Origin of the sequence: Micromonospora sp. CA-248089, from assembly GCF_050948515.1 — a bacterium.
Lineage (GTDB): Bacteria > Actinomycetota > Actinomycetes > Mycobacteriales > Micromonosporaceae > Micromonospora.
Genome location: NZ_CP192016.1, coordinates 6,186,739 through 6,201,029, shown reverse-complemented (window position 1 = coordinate 6,201,029; position 14,291 = coordinate 6,186,739). Strand labels below are relative to the sequence as shown.

Below are 14,291 nucleotides of genomic sequence, written 5' to 3'. Positions count from 1 at the left end.
ACGCGAGTAGGGAACGGCGGGCGCGCGGGGAACTTTCCCCATTTCCTGCACGCGCCGGCCTCGTTGTGCTAAACGCACGAGCCCTGGTCCGAGGTTGCGTGAGATCCGGCGGAAGTCTGGCCGAAACTCCGGGAGCGGCGCAGCGTTTTCACGTACACGGGCGGGGTAGTCGCGGGGCGAAAGCCCGGGAAGCCGGGAGTGTCCGGAATGATGGATTTCGCCGACAACGTTGCGTAATCGGGCGACTACACAGCATGATGGTGGCGGCGACCGCAGCCATGTGTCGTTCGTGCCGCCCTGGGGAGGCCGGCACGAACGACCGGGGGGATGTACGAGGGCTGCTCGCGCGAAGTCGGTAGGTACTGCAAGGGGGGACGTGTACAGATGGGCATGATCACTGACTGGCCGTCACTGGCGGCGTGTCAGAACGGAGACCCGGACGCGTTGTTCGTACAGGGCGCCGAACAGAACGTGGCGAAGAGGATCTGCCGGAGCTGCCCAGTTCGGTACGAGTGCCTGGCCGACGCGCTCGACAACCGGATCGAGTTCGGCGTGTGGGGTGGCATGACCGAGCGCGAGCGCCGGGCGTTGCTGCGCCGTCACCCGCAGGTCACCAGCTGGCGCAAGATGTTCGAGGCGGCCATGAAGAAGAACGCCAAGGAGAAGTCCGGTAAGGACAAGATCCTGGTCACCACGGCCACCTGACCGCTCCGGTCAGTTCCGGCTGATCGCCTCGCCGATCGTCCGCAGCCCGTCGACGTCGTGCACGTCGGCGGGCTGTGCCGTCACCGACACCGACGGCACCGCCGGGAACGCCTCGGTGAACCGGGCCGCCACCTGCTCCTCGCGTACCGCCTGCTGGGCCAGCGCGGCGTGCGCCCGCAACACCTCGACGGTGCCCTCGTGCCCACCCTCGCCGGCCAGCCGCTCCGCGGCGGCCAGGCTCTCCGCCGCGGACAGGCCCGCCGCCGGCCGGTGCACCCGGTTGAGCACCAGCCCGGCCAGCGGCATCCGCTCCTCACGCAGCCGGCCCGCGAAGTAGGCGGCCTCCCGGACCGCGTCCGGCTCCGGCGTCGCGACCAGCAGGAACGCCGTCTCCCGGGCCTGGAGGATCCGGTACGTCTGCTCGGCGCGCTGCCGGAACCCGCCGAACATCGAGTCGAGGGCGGCGACGAAGCCGGACAGGTCGGTGAGCAGCTGGGCGCCGATCACCTTCTGCACCACCTTGGAGAACATCCCGAAGCTCGCCGTGACCAGGCTGAACATGCTCCGGCCACCGCTGCGTGCCGGAGCCAGCAGCAGTCGCAGCATCCGGCCGTCGAGGAACCGGGACAGCCGGGCCGGCGCGTCCAGGAAGTCGAGCGCGGACCGCGACGGCGGCGTGTCCACCACGATCAGGTCCCACTCGCCCCGGGCGTGCAGCTGGCCCAGCTTCTCCATCGCCATGTATTCCTGCGTGCCGGCGAAGGTGGAACTCATGGCCTGGTAGAAGGGGTTGGCGAAGATCTCCGCGGCCTTCGCCGGGTCGGTGTGCTGGAGCACCACGTCGTCGAACGTGCGCTTCATGTCGAGCATCATGGCGTGCAGTTCGCCGCCGCCGGCCTCGACGTCGATGCCCTTGACCTGGCGGGGTGTGTTGTCCAGCTCGGTCAGGCCGAGCGACTGGGCCAGCCGGCGGGCCGGGTCGATGGTGAGCACCACCGTCCGCCGGCCGTGCCGCTCGGCCGCCCGCAAGGCCAGCGCCGCGGCGGTGGTCGTCTTGCCCACGCCGCCCGCCCCGCAGCAGACCACGATCCGTACGCCGTCGTCGGCGAGGATCTGGTCGACGTCAAGCGGAGGCGCCGCGTCTTCGGAAGGCACCAATCGAGCGTATCGGTCCCGAGGGCCTCTCTGCTCCGTGCCGGCCGCAGGTGTGAGTCAATCCGCCCGGACGAGGGCGTCCGCGAGCGTCTCCAGCCCGGCCCGGTCGACGCCCTCGGGCAGCAGCGGCAGCTCGACCAGGGGCAGGCCCAGGTCCACCAGGTCACCCCGCAGGGAGTCCTCCAGCTCACGGCGTACCTGCTGGTCGCGGGCCTCCTCGACGAGCCCGGCCACGGTCGGGCCGTCGGTCGGCAGGCCGGCGGCGGCCAGCCCGCGCTTCAGCTCGGCCGCCGTCACCGCGCGGCCCGCCGGCACCGGCGGGCGGACGCCGTTGACGATCACGCGGCCGACCGGGAAACCGAGCTGGGTCAGCTCCGCGACCGCGTCGAGCGTCTCCTGGACCGGCATCTCCTCCAGCAGCGTGACCACGTGCACAGCGGTCATCGGCGACCGGAGCAGCGCGGAGACGCCCTCGCTCTGGGTCTTGATCGGGCCGACCTTCGCCAGTCGGGCGGTCTCCGCCGTGACGTTGAGGAAGCGGCCGATCCGCCCGGTCGGCGGCGCGTCCAGCACCACCGCGTCGTACGTCCGGCGTGACCCGCTGGTCCGGGTGGTCGCCTCCTTGACCTTGCCGGTGAGCAGCACGTCGCGCAGGCCCGGCGCGATCGTGGTGGCGAAGTCGATCGCGCCGAGCTTGCGCAGTGCCCGGCCGGCCGCGCCGAGCTTGTAGAACATGTCCAGGTATTCGAGGAGGGCCTCCTCGGCGTCCACCGCCAGTGCCCGCACCTCACCGCCGCCGGGCGCGTCGGCGAGGTGGCGCTCCTCGTACGGCAGCGGGTCGGTGCCGAAGAGCTGGGCGATGCCCTGCCGGCCCTCGACCTCGACCAGCAGGGTGCGCCGGCCCCCGGCGGCCAGGCCGAGGGCCAGCGCGGCGGCCACGCTCGTCTTTCCCGTGCCGCCCTTGCCGGTCACCACATGCAGGCGGGCCGGCCATCTGCCGGCGAACTCGGCCGGCTGCTCACTCGCTGCCACCCGTCGAGCCTAACCAGCCGTTGGGACCAGCCCTGTCCGGCCGGTGGGATCAGCCCTGTCCGGCCGGTGGGATCAGCCGACCTCGCAGACCCACCAACCCGTCTTCCGCACCACGGTGAAGCGCAGCGCCTGCTCGGCGACCTTCTCGTCGGCGGTGGTCATGGTCACCCGGGCGGAGACGGTGGCCCGGTCCCCGGTCTGGTTGTCGACGGTCGGTGTGGGCCAGCGGAACCGGGGGTTCTGGTACTGCCCGACGTACTTCTGCACCTCGGCGACCTTGGTGGCGATCTTCTCGTCGTCGCGGGCCGCGGAGCAGACGAACGTGGCCGCCTTTCCGGGGTCGCGCTCCTGGTAGACGGCCTTGAGGAAGCCGTCCACAGCTACCTGCGGCTCCTTCGCGCCCTGGCCGTCCTCGCTGTCGCGCAGCGCGAGGAAGGCGGCCGTGCCCCCACCGCCGCAGAGCAGGACCGCGGCGGCCAGGACCAGCGAGGCGATCAGGACCGCCGGTCGCTTGCGCGGCGGTGTGTCGGACGGATACGCCGGCGGACCGGCTGCGGGTGCGGGTCCCGGCGGCACGCCGCCCGTGGGCGGTGGTGGTTGCGGATTCGGGTCGCCGGACGTGCCGGTGTCCCCACCGGCGGGCGGTTGGGTCATCTGTCTCCCCCGGGTTGCGGATCCCGTCGCCGCCCCAGGCGACGGGCACGGGTCGAGGTGTGCGGGCGCGCGTCGGCACGCGTCCAGTCCGGAAGGGTATCGGTCGGCGGGGCGCTTGCCAGCCCCGCGTACGCGCCCCGCCGGACGGAGGCGGCCACCGCGTTCCCGACCGGGGTTGTGTCGCAAATGTGACTGGACGTGATGAGGCGTGCGCGTCCCGTTGCCGGGACTTGCCGCAGCACCTACGTTCGTCCCCGACGCGGAGAGCCGGGCCGGGGACGGCTCCGAGCCGGATGGCGGTGTTGGTGAACAGGTACGACGCCCGGAGGCGACGGATGCGCGACGCGGAGAACAGTCCTCGAGCCCAGTTCCCCGGTGACCGGGCCGGACGACCGGGCGAGGTCGAGAGCCCGGGGGCGCCGTTCAACGAGCGGTCCTACGGCCCTCCGGCCGAGCTGGTCCGGACGCTTCCCCGTTCCGGCGGGAAGGGCCGGGACGAGGACGAACCCGGCTACGTCATCCACCTCCAGGTCCGGGTGCCCGACCTGGCGGCGGCCACCGCGCTCGCCGGCACCGTGGCCACCTCGCTGGGCTTCCTGGTGGAGCTGGACGCGGGCGAGACGACCGTCTCCACCGCCGACGACCAGAACAACAGGCACCGGGTCTTCTGCGACCTGCTGCTGCCCGACCGCAGCCGGTGTCCGCAGCGCTTCGAGCACGAGGGGCCCTGCGGCGAGCCGCCGCCGGCGCCGGAGCCGCGTCCCGCGTCCTGGTGACGGCGGCGGACCGTAGGCTGTGCCTGACCGAAGTCCAAGTCAGGCAAGGGAGCCCTCCTCCGATGCAGAAGTGGGAATACGCCACGGTGCCGCTGCTGGTCCACGCGACCAAGCAGATCCTCGACAACTGGGGCGAGGACGGCTGGGAACTGGTCTCCGTGGTCCCCGGCCCGAACCCGGAGCAGCTCGTCGCGTACCTGAAGCGTCCGAAGGGCTGACCCGGATGAGCAACGGACCCCACGCGAAGCTCGCCGAACTCGGCCTCGACCTGCCCGAGGTGGTGCCGCCGGTGGCAAGCTACGTGCCGGCCGTCCAGTCCGGGCAGCACGTCTACGTCTCCGGCCAGCTGCCGATGGCCGAGGGCAAGCTGCTCGCCACCGGGAAGGTCGGCAACGGCGTCTCGGCCGAGCAGGCGAAGGACCTGGCGCAGCGGTGCGCGCTCAACGCGCTCGCCGCGATCGACGCGCTGGTCGGGTTGGAGAACGTGGTCAAGGTCGTGAAGCTGACCGGCTTCGTGGCCAGCGCACCCGGCTTCACCGGCCAGCCCGGCGTGATCAACGGTGCCTCCGACCTGTTCGGCGCCGTGTTCGGCGAGGCCGGCCGCCACGCCCGCAGCGCCGTAGGCGTGGCGGAGCTTCCCCTGGACGCCCCGGTAGAGGTAGAGGTCATCGTCGAGGTCGCGTGACCCTCGCCCGCCGCTGAGCCCGCGATCTTGCGGTTGCGGCCCCGGCAGAAGCCCCAGACGGGGACAAAGCTCGGGCCGGAACTGCAAGATCGCGGGGAGTGGCGGGCGGAGTCGTACGATCGCAGCCATGGGTGGGCGTATGGCCGGTGCCGCGGGGGCGCTTGCGGACAAGTTGCCGGCGTGGGTGACGTTGCTTCGTGCGCCGAACCCGGGACCGATGACGCTCGACGGGACGAACACGTGGGTGCTGCGGGCCGGCCCGGACGCGCCCGCCGTCGTGGTCGACCCGGGGCCCGCCGACGAGGGGCACCTGGCCGCGATCGCGGCGCAGGGGAGCATCGGGTGCGTGCTGATCACGCACGGGCACGCCGACCACACCGAGGGCGCGCCCCGGCTGCGCGAGCTGCTCGACGGCGTACCGGTGCTCGCCGCCGACCCGGCGCACACCGCCGGAGGAGCACCGCTCACCGCCCACACCACCTTCGACGTGGGGCTCGACCTGCGGCTGCTGCCCACCCCCGGGCACACCGCCGACTCCGTCTGCCTCGTCGCCGCGCACGGCGGTGAGCGCGTCGTGCTGACCGGTGACACCATCCTCGGCCGGGGCACCACAGTGGTCGCCCACCCGGACGGGCACCTCGGCGACTACCTGTCGAGCCTGGAGCTGCTCTCCACGTACCGGGGGATCCCGGCGCTGCCGGGCCACGGCCCGGCGCTCGCCGACTGCGGCGTGGCGGCCGACTTCTACCTGGCCCACCGGCGGGCCCGGCTGGACCAGGTGCGCGCCGCCGTCGCCGCGGGCGCCACCACCGCCGCCGAGGTGGTCGCCGTGGTCTACGCCGACGTCGACAGGTCGCTGTGGTGGGCCGCCGAGTGGTCGGTCCGGGCCCAGCTCGAACACCTCGGAGTGGAGCAGCCGTGACCTGCCCGGTGTGCGGAACCGTAGCCGTGCCCGGGGCGCGGTTCTGCCACAACTGCGGGGCGGCGCTGCCGGCTGCCGCCACGCTGCCCGCCGCCGAGCGCCGCGTGGTGACTGTGCTCTTCGGCGACCTGTCCGACTTCACCTCCTGGTCGGAGGACCTGGACCCGGAACGGGTCGGCGCGGTCACCGACCGGGTGCTCGCCGCCCTCGCGGGCGCGGTCAAGACGTTCGGCGGGCATGTCGACAAGCTCACCGGCGACGGGATCATGGCGGTCTTCGGCGCGCCCGTGGCGCACGAGGACGACGCCGAGCGGGCGGTCCGCGCCGCGCTGTCCATGCAGCGCGCGGTGCGGCGGGTGCTCGACGACGAGCGCGGCGGTGGCGCGCCGCTGGGCCTGCGCGTCGGCCTCAACACCGGGGACGTGATCGCCGGCATCCAGGCGGCGATCGAGTACACGGTCATCGGCGACACGGTGAACACCGCCGCCCGGCTGGCCGACGCCGCCGCCGTCGGCGCGGTCTACGCCGGTGCGCGCACCTCCGCCGCCACGCGGCACGTCGCCTCCTGGCGGGCGCTGCGCCCGCTGCGGCTCAAGGGCAAGCGTGAGCCGGTCGAGGCGTACGAGCTGCTGGGCCTGCTCGACGCGCCCGGCACCCGGTCCGGCCTCGGCGACGAGGCGCCGTTCGTGGGCCGGGAGACCGAGATCGGCCGGGTGGCCGGCCGGCTCGCCGAGGTGATCGACAGGGGTGAGCCCCGGGTGCTGCTGATGACCGCCGAGGCGGGGATCGGCAAGTCCCGGTTCGCGGCCGAGGTGGAACGCCTCGCGGCCGGCTACGACGTCGGCGCCGGGCGGTACGCGGCGCACACCGGCGCCCGCGTGCTGTCGGTGCGCTGCGCGGCGTTCGGTGAACGCCGCCGGCTGGCCCCGCTGGCCGACCTGGTCCGGGCCGCCGTCGGCCTGCCCGGCGACGCGGCCACCGCCGTCACCCGGCCGGCCGTCGAGGAGCGGCTCCGCCGCCTCGGCCAGCGCCTGTCCCGGCTGCCCGGCGACCCGCCGCCGATCGCCGTGGACCAGCTCCTGGCCCTGCTCGGGTACGCCGAACTCCCGCCCGCCACCGAGAACGGCGAGTGGAACGCGGCCGGGCCGCCGCCGGACGACGAGGCGGTGCCGACCGCCGTGGCCGACCTGTTGAGCGCGCTCGCCGGCGAGGCGCCGCTGGTGATCGTGGTGGACGACCTGCACGACGCCACCGCCGAGACGCTCAAGGCGCTGGCGCTGACCCTCAACCGGCTCAGCGGACCGGTGCTGGTGCTGCTGCTCGGCCGCCCCGAGCTGGTACGGACCGCGGGCGCGCTGACCCGCGTCGCGGACGCCGAGGTGCACGCGCTGCCGCCGCTGCGCGGCGCGGACGCGTCCCGGCTGCTCACCAGCTACCTGTCCGGTGGCCGCATGCCCCAGGCCGACGCGGACCGGCTGCTCGCCACCGCGCAGGGCAACCCGTTCTATCTGGCCGAGCTGGTCACGCTGCTGATGGAGCGCGGGGCGCTCACCGCCGGCCCGGGCCGGGGTGCCGATGTCGGCTGGCGGCTCGCCCCCGGCTCGCTCGGCAGCCGGCTGCTCTCCCGGGACCTGGCCGCGGTGCTCGCGGCGCGTATCGACGCGCTGCCGCCCAACGCCCGCTCGGCGCTGCGTGACGCCGCGGTGGTGGGCGACACCGTGCCGGCCGGTGCGCTGGAGGCGCTGCGGGAGCAGCGGGTCGGACAGGACGGCCGGCCCGCCGCGGTGGCCGCCGTCGAGCTGGACCGGGCGGTGGAGGAACTGCTGCAACGGCGCATGCTGCACCGCACCCGCAGCGGGTTCGCCTTCGCCACCCCGCTGATGCGGGAGGCCGCGTACGCCGGGGTGAGCAAGGCCGAGCTGGCCGAGCGGCACGCGGCACTGGCCCGCTGGGCCGCGCCGGAGAGCGTCGACGACACCGGCGGCGCGCCGGGTGGCGCGTTCACCGAGGCCGCCCGGGACGACTTCGTCGCCGAGCACGTGGAGCGGGCCACCGCGCTCGCCGACGCGGTCAAGCTGCGCCCGGACGCGCCGGCCCGGGCGGTCACCCCGCTGGGCGTGGCCGCGCTGGGCCGGGCCGCCCGCCGGTCGCTGCGGTCGGGGAGCCGGCGCTGGCGGTCGAGTACGCCGAACGCGCGGCCGAGCTGGCCCGCGACGGGGTGCCACCGGCCGACCGGGTGGTGCACGCGCGGGCGCTGCTCCAGATCGGCCGCCCGGCCGACGCGCTGGCGTTCGCCGAGAAGATCGCCGCGAACACCGGCGACCCGGCCACCCGGACCGCCGCGCTGCTGCTCGCCGGGCAGGCCCAGCAGACACTCGGTGACGGCGAGCGGGCCGAGTGCAACTGGCAGGAGGCGTTGCAGGTGGCCACCGACGCCGACCTGCCCACGCTGCGGGCCTCGGCGATGCGGCGGCTCGGCATGGCCGACTTCATCGCCGGCCGGCTCGGGCAGGCGAGCAGCCGGCTGGCCGCGTCCTATCAGGTCAGTCTCGCCGCCCGGGATCCGCGCGGGCAGGCGTGGTCGTTGCAGAACCTGGCCTGGGTGACCACCACCCGGGGTGACTTCGCCGGGACCGACGCGGTGCTCGGCCGGGCCGCCCGGCTGTTCGCCGAGCTGAAGGACCCGTACGGGCGGGCCTGGCTGCGCGGCACCACCGCGTTCGCCCGGCTGCTGGCCGGCCGGCTGCGCGAGGCGTGCCGGATGGCCCGGGTGTTCCTGCCGTTCGGGGAGCGGGTCGGCGAGGCGTGGGCGGTGGGGACACTGCGCGCGGTCGAGGCGTACGCCACCGCCGAGCTGGGCGACCTGGCCGAGGCGGACCGGGCCGCGCGGCGCGCGTACCGGGACTTCGCCGAGGTGGGCGACGACTGGGGGCAGGGCTTCGCGCTCGTGGTGCGCGGGGTGGTGGCGCGCGGGCTGGGCGAGCCGGAACACGCGGCCGACCTGTTCACCGAGGCGCTCGAATACGCCGACCGGACCACCCACCCGCTGCTCACCGGCATGGCCGGCACGCTGCGCGGATTCGTGGCGCTGGACATGGGCGACCACGAGACCGCTGAGCGGGAGGCACGGTCGGTGCTGACCCGGGTCGAGCCGCACAACCCGCAGGCGCCGGCCCAGGTCGCGCCGCGGGTGCTGCTCGCCATGGCCCGTCTCGCCGCCGGTGACCCGGGCACCGCCGTGGGGCTGCTGGCCCCGGTGGCGACCGGCGCGGCGAACGCGCCCTCGCTGCTGTTCTCCCGGCGGCAGACGATGGCCCGGTACGCGGCCGCGCTGCTCGCCCACGGCCAGCGCGAGCAGGCGCTCGACTGGGCGCAGCGGTCGATCACCGCGCCGGCCGAGGACGTACGCAGCCAGGTGGTGGCGCTGCTGGTGCTGGCCGAGGCGCTCGACGCGTGCGGGCGCCGGGCCGAGGCGCTGACGCACGCGGAGGAGGCGGTACGCCTCGCGTACGCCACCGAGCAGCGCAGTGAGCGGATCGTCGCGGACGCGTTGCGGGTGCGCCTCTCCGGCGGCTGATCGCCGCTTGTTCTGCCGGTTCCGGGGATGTGTTAGTCGGTGGAGCCGGTTAGCGTGGTGCGGCGACAGTCGTGGGTCGACTGTCGTCTCCCGGTGCGCGCCTGCGTGACCGGCGGACCACGCTGGGGAGGGACGATGAGGCTGCCGCGCTCGGGCGCCGGCTGGACGATCGCGGTCTTCGGGCTCCTCGCGCTGCTGCTCGGCGCGCTGGGTCTGATCTGGCCGGAGACGCAGCTGCGCCTGCTCGGCTTCGAGGTGCCGGCCGAGCGCGCTCCGGGCGACTACACCGGCACGTTCCTCACCGCGTCCTCGATGGCCTCGTTCAACATGGGGGTCTACTACCTGCTCGCCGTCGCCACCGAGTGGCGGCCGTTCTACCGGTTCACCGTCTGGTTCCGCCTGGTCACCTTCACGGTGTTCACCATCGCGGTGCTCTCCGACGTCGCGCCGGACCGCTTCTTCGGGGTCGCCGCGTGGGAAGGGCTGGGCGCTGTCGCGACGGCCGTCGGCCTGTGGTGGGACGCCCGCCGGGCGGGGGTCGCCACTGACGACTCCGCCTCGGAACCGGTGCCGGCCGCCGACGCGGCGCGCTGACGGGTCCGGATCGTTGGGTATTTTCGAGTCGTGACCGAGATCCCGCCCGGCGCCCTCCGGCTGCCCATCGTGCCCGGTCTGACCGATCTGCAGGTGTTCGCCCGGGGCGGCTACGCCACCATCTACCGGGCCACGCAGATCTCGGTGGGACGCGAGGTCGCGGTCAAGATCGAGAACCGTACGCTCGACAGTGAGCGCGACCAGGCCCGCTTCCTGCGTGAGGCCCGCGCCGCCGGGCGGATGTCGTCGCACCCGCACGTGGTGGACCTGTTCGACGTCGGGGTCACCGTCGACCAGCACCCCTACCTCATCATGGAACTGTGCGACGGCTCGTACGCCGAGCGGATGCGCACCTCGCCGCTGGGCGCGGCCGAGACCCGCGACCTCGGCGTGAAGATCGCCGACGCGCTGGCCCACTCGCATGCGGCAGGCGTCCTGCACCGCGATGTCAAGCCGGCGAACATCCTGCACTCCGAGTTCAACTCGGCGGTCCTGGCCGACTTCGGCCTGGCGGTGCTCGCCGAGTTCCGCGACTCCTCGGTCATGCTGGAGGCGCTCACCCCGGCGTACGCGCCGCCGGAGACGTTCAACCACAGCCCGCCCACGCCCGCCGTCGACGTCTACTCGCTGTGCGCCACCCTCTACGCGGTGATGTACGGCCGCCCGCCGCGCTGGCAGTCCGAGCGCAACCCGAGCCTGGTCACCGTGCTGGAGATGTTCCAGCAGCCGATCCCGGGCCTGCCCGGCGTGCCCGGTGAGCTGATCGACGTACTCCGGTTGGGTATGTCGAACGACCCGGGTGCGCGGCCCTCCGCGGTCGAGCTGCGCGGCCTGCTCGCCTCGCTGCCGCTGGACGGCGCCCCGGCGACCGGCGGGCCGTACGACGGTGCCGGCAGCGACCGGTTCCACCGCACCGGCGGGCCGAACCCGCGACCGCCCGCCGACGACGACCACCCGACGGTGGCCTCGCGTGGCCGGCGCTGGCCCAGGCGTTGGTTCCTCGGTGGCGCCGGCGTGCTCGCGCTCGCCGCCTCGGCCGGCGGCGGCTGGGTGGCCGCCGGGCACGCGCCGGCCGCCGCGCCGACGCCGACGCCCAGCGGCGTGGCCGGGGTGGCGCCGGTGCCCGGCTGCGCGTCAGCCGACGTGCGGCTGCCCGCCGGGGCCCGCTGCGCGACGGAGCTGGAGTGCTTCGGTCCGGTACGGCTGCGCCGCGACCGGGCCGAGGCGAGCCGGGTGCCGTGCGACGGCCAGCACACCTGGGAGACCTACGCCGCCGGTGACCTGCCGGACGGTCTCGCCGGTGCCCGGCACGAGACGGTGGCGGCCGACCCGGCCGTCGCGCGGGTCTGCAACGTCGACACGTTCCGGCTGGTCAGCAGGGGCAAGTCGGCGACCGGGTGGAACCTGGAGGTGTTGCCGCCGGAGGCCGAGGCGGACCGCACCTACCGCTGTCTGGCCGGCCGGGGCGTGAACGCGCTGGCCGGTCCGACGCTCACCGGTCGCTGAGCCCGTTCACGGTCCGGCTCTGCCGGACCGACCGCGGGTCGAGCGTCTCCAGCGTGTCGGCGTCCACCGCTGTGGTCGCCCGCATGCCGCGTACGACCCGGGGGTCGAGCGTCTCCAGCGTGTCCGCGTCGATCGGCTGGCCCGCCGGGGTGCGCAGGTTCCGCACCGCGCGCGGGTCGATCGCCTCCAGCGTGTCGGCGTCCACGCCGTACCCCTGGTGGGGGACGACCGGCCAGTTGTCGGTCTGCGGGGCGGATCCGCCGGTGGCGCCGGGCTGGCGGGCGGCGGTGATCGTCACTCCGGTGATCATGGCGAGCAGGACGCAGACCAGGGCCAGCACGACCGACAGGATGCCGGGCGGACGCCACACGGCGAGGGACACCACCGCCGCCACCGTCGCCATGCACGCGACGACGGCCTTCGCCCGCGCATCGGGCTTCGGGAACGATCTCACCCGACAAGCATGGCCCAGCGCGTCCACCTGTCAACCGGCGGGATGAGACGGCTTCCCGTCAGCGACGCTCCACTGTCGAGAAAGCACCGTGACCACGCCTGGTCGTTTGCCGTATCGATCCACATTTGGGGGCCGCGACCGTGAGCGTCGATCCCTGCCGGCTGCCTCGATGGCGACGCCGCAAGGTCATAGCCGACTGTGTGTCTGCCGCTACCCTGGGTGCTCAGTCGCCGCGTAGTGAGCGAGGTAGCCCGATGCCCGAGGTTTCTGCCCGCCACCGCTTCCGTACCCTCGCCACCACCCTGGCGGTGGCGCTGACCCTGACGCTGGCCGCCGCGGCCGGTTGCGACAACCGCCGGGAGCCGCCACTGCCGTCGGTGCTCGACAAGCTGCGCGAGTCGCACATCGACGGCCAGGCAAAGATCAAGATAGGGGTCGCCACCACCGAGCCCCTGATGGGTGAGCTGCGCAACGGCGCGCACGTTGGCTTCGACGTCGAGATCGCCCGCTACATCGCCGCGTCGCTCGGCTTCGAGGGCGACCAGCGGATCGAATGGGTGTCGCTGGCCACCGAGGACCGCATTCCCGCCCTCCAGGGCGGCACCGTCGACCTGGTGGTGTCGAGCTTCTCCATGACCGAGGAGCGGGAGAAGCTCGTCAGCTTCGCCGGGCCGTACTTCGTCACCACGCAGGAGGTGATGGTGCCGAAGCGGCTGCGCGACCGGGTCCGCACCATCGAGGACCTGCGCCGGCCGGAGCTGAAGGTCTGCACCAGCGGCGGCTCGACCACCGAGGCCGAACTGGAGAAGCACCAGGTACGGGCGTACGTGGTGAAGGAGGTCGGCGACTGCGTCCGGGGCATCCGGACGGGGCGTTACGACGCGGTCAGCTCCGACGAGACGATCCTGGCCGGCTTCCTCTCCCAGTACCCGACCGAGTTTGAGATCGTCGACATGCCGTTCGGCACCAGCGAACTGCTCGGCGTCGGGGTGCCGATCGGTGACCCGGCGCTGCGTGACCTCGTCGCGTTCTTCCTGCACAAGAGCTACCTGGAGGGGCGCGACGGAATCAGCAGCCCGTGGCTGACCGCGTACAACCGCACCCTCGGGCCGTGGCTGAAGGCGGACAAGTCACAGCCGCAGCCGCTGAACGTGCCGAAGCTCGTCGACTTCGAAGACAAGGCACCCCGGCGATGACGGCGCCGGCGACGCTGCCCGGCACCGCGGCGCCGGACCGGCCCGCACCGCCACCCGCCGACCCGGCCGAGCGCCGCGCCCGGGCCAGCCAGTCGTTCTGGACCGCAGTGGTCGGGGTGCCCGCCGTCTTCTCGGTGCTGCGCCTCGGCGTCGAGGCGGGCGGCGAGTTGCAGACCACGCTGCTGCTGGTGGCGAACGTCGGCACGGTGAACCTGCTGGCCGGCTTCCTCACCACGGCCGCCGCCCTGCTCTCCACGGCGCTCGTCGCGGTGTTCGCGCTGGGCGCCGTGCTGCGGGTCAGCGTGGACCGCATGCTGCCGGGGATCCGCCGGCCCCTCTTCGCCCGCTGGGTGGACGGCACACCCGCCTGGTTCGCCGTGGCCAGCTTCCTGCTCGCGCTCATCACCTGGCCGCTGCTCTACCTGCCGTTGCTGCTGCCCGCGTTCGTGGCCGCGTTCCAACTCACCCCGCACCGGCTGCACGAGCAGCGGCTGCCCCGGCTGCTGCTGCTCGCCGCCGGGTTCGCCGGCTACCTCTGGCTGCTCGGGCCCACCCTGCTGGACGCCGTCCGGCAGGGAGAGGCGTTCGCGGTGGCGCTGCTCGTCGTACCCCCGGTGCTGGCCCTGTTCGTGACCGGTCCGCTGCCGGCGGCGGTGGTCCGGCCGCTCGCGTCGATCACCGAGGCGGCGGTGCTGGCCATGCTGGTCTGGGCCGCGTTGCCGGTGATCAGCACGCCGGTGCTGCCGCTCACGGTGACCACTGTGGAGTCCTCGCCCGGCGTCACCGAGGATGTGCGCGGCCACGTGGTCACCGTCGACGACGTGGACGTGGTGCTGCTCCAGGAACGCGGTGGCGTGCGCTACGTGCCGGTCGACCAGGTACGCGCCCAGGTGCTCTGCCCGAGTGAGGAGGAACTGCCCCGGCGGCAGCTGCGGGTGCACGACTTCCACGTGGAGGACTCGCTGCTGGAAGGGCTGGGCCGGCGGGTCCGCCCGGTGCACCGCATCGACGCCGCCTGCCGCACCGTCGACTGAC

Annotated in this window: 13 protein-coding genes and 1 pseudogene; 10 read left to right on the top strand and 4 right to left on the bottom strand. The window is 73.9% G+C overall.

The features are described 5' to 3' along the window. The first annotated feature begins 384 nt into the window (after window positions 1–384). Window positions 385–705, top strand: a complete 321-nt coding sequence (locus ACQP26_RS29075; RefSeq protein ID WP_269703603.1) for a WhiB family transcriptional regulator — start codon at window positions 385–387, stop codon at window positions 703–705. Between the two features lie 9 nt (window positions 706–714). Here the strand turns inward: ACQP26_RS29075 and ACQP26_RS29070 are convergent, their stop codons facing one another. The 3 genes from ACQP26_RS29070 to ACQP26_RS29060 form a co-directional block, all read right to left on the bottom strand. After that, the gene (locus ACQP26_RS29070) at window positions 715–1,863 is read right to left on the bottom strand and encodes an ArsA family ATPase (protein WP_269703604.1); all 1,149 of its coding nucleotides are present in this window, start codon (window positions 1,861–1,863) and stop codon (window positions 715–717) included. Between the two features lie 54 nt (window positions 1,864–1,917). Next, the gene (locus ACQP26_RS29065) at window positions 1,918–2,892 is read right to left on the bottom strand and encodes an ArsA-related P-loop ATPase (RefSeq protein ID WP_269703606.1); all 975 of its coding nucleotides are present in this window, start codon (window positions 2,890–2,892) and stop codon (window positions 1,918–1,920) included. A gap of 72 nt (window positions 2,893–2,964) precedes the next feature. Then, on the bottom strand, window positions 2,965–3,546 hold the full coding sequence (locus ACQP26_RS29060; RefSeq protein ID WP_281579549.1) for an Rv0361 family membrane protein: 582 nt from the start codon (window positions 3,544–3,546) through the stop codon (window positions 2,965–2,967). 335 nt (window positions 3,547–3,881) lie between these two features. Between ACQP26_RS29060 and ACQP26_RS29055 the strand changes: the two genes are divergently transcribed. The 7 genes and pseudogenes from ACQP26_RS29055 to ACQP26_RS29025 all read left to right on the top strand — a co-directional run bounded on the left by ACQP26_RS29055 (window position 3,882) and on the right by ACQP26_RS29025 (window position 11,606). After that, on the top strand, window positions 3,882–4,322 hold the full coding sequence (locus ACQP26_RS29055) for a hypothetical protein (protein ID WP_269703608.1): 441 nt from the start codon (window positions 3,882–3,884) through the stop codon (window positions 4,320–4,322). Window positions 4,323–4,384: 62 nt separating this feature from the next. Beyond that, entirely contained in the window at window positions 4,385–4,540 is a 156-nt protein-coding gene (locus tag ACQP26_RS29050) for a DUF4177 domain-containing protein (RefSeq protein ID WP_013289021.1), read from the top strand. A gap of 5 nt (window positions 4,541–4,545) precedes the next feature. Beyond that, the gene (locus ACQP26_RS29045; RefSeq protein WP_269703609.1) at window positions 4,546–5,007 is read left to right on the top strand and encodes a RidA family protein; all 462 of its coding nucleotides are present in this window, start codon (window positions 4,546–4,548) and stop codon (window positions 5,005–5,007) included. A gap of 127 nt (window positions 5,008–5,134) precedes the next feature. Further along, entirely contained in the window at window positions 5,135–5,929 is a 795-nt protein-coding gene (locus ACQP26_RS29040; protein WP_433494497.1) for an MBL fold metallo-hydrolase, read from the top strand. Further along, a pseudogene (locus tag ACQP26_RS29035) lies at window positions 5,926–9,506 on the top strand (adenylate/guanylate cyclase domain-containing protein). The gene ACQP26_RS29040 and the pseudogene ACQP26_RS29035 overlap by 4 nt, the downstream one beginning before the upstream one ends. A gap of 135 nt (window positions 9,507–9,641) precedes the next feature. Next, on the top strand, window positions 9,642–10,100 hold the full coding sequence (locus ACQP26_RS29030; RefSeq protein WP_433494496.1) for a hypothetical protein: 459 nt from the start codon (window positions 9,642–9,644) through the stop codon (window positions 10,098–10,100). Window positions 10,101–10,130: 30 nt separating this feature from the next. Next, window positions 10,131–11,606, top strand: a complete 1,476-nt coding sequence (locus tag ACQP26_RS29025; protein WP_433494495.1) for a serine/threonine-protein kinase — start codon at window positions 10,131–10,133, stop codon at window positions 11,604–11,606. On the opposite strand, the gene ACQP26_RS29020 is transcribed toward ACQP26_RS29025, so the two are convergent. Next, window positions 11,593–12,060: a hypothetical protein gene (locus ACQP26_RS29020; protein ID WP_269703614.1), complete on the bottom strand. Its 468-nt coding sequence runs from the start codon at window positions 12,058–12,060 to the stop codon at window positions 11,593–11,595. The two genes, ACQP26_RS29025 and ACQP26_RS29020, sit on opposite strands and share 14 nt — an antisense overlap. A 254-nt stretch (window positions 12,061–12,314) precedes the next feature. On the opposite strand from ACQP26_RS29020, the gene ACQP26_RS29015 reads away from it, so the two are divergent. Both ACQP26_RS29015 and ACQP26_RS29010 read left to right on the top strand, forming a co-directional pair. Continuing rightward, on the top strand, window positions 12,315–13,256 hold the full coding sequence (locus ACQP26_RS29015) for a transporter substrate-binding domain-containing protein (RefSeq protein WP_269703615.1): 942 nt from the start codon (window positions 12,315–12,317) through the stop codon (window positions 13,254–13,256). After that, on the top strand, window positions 13,253–14,290 hold the full coding sequence (locus ACQP26_RS29010; RefSeq protein WP_433494494.1) for a hypothetical protein: 1,038 nt from the start codon (window positions 13,253–13,255) through the stop codon (window positions 14,288–14,290). Before ACQP26_RS29015 ends, ACQP26_RS29010 begins: the two co-directional genes overlap by 4 nt. Window position 14,291: the final 1 nt, after the last annotated feature.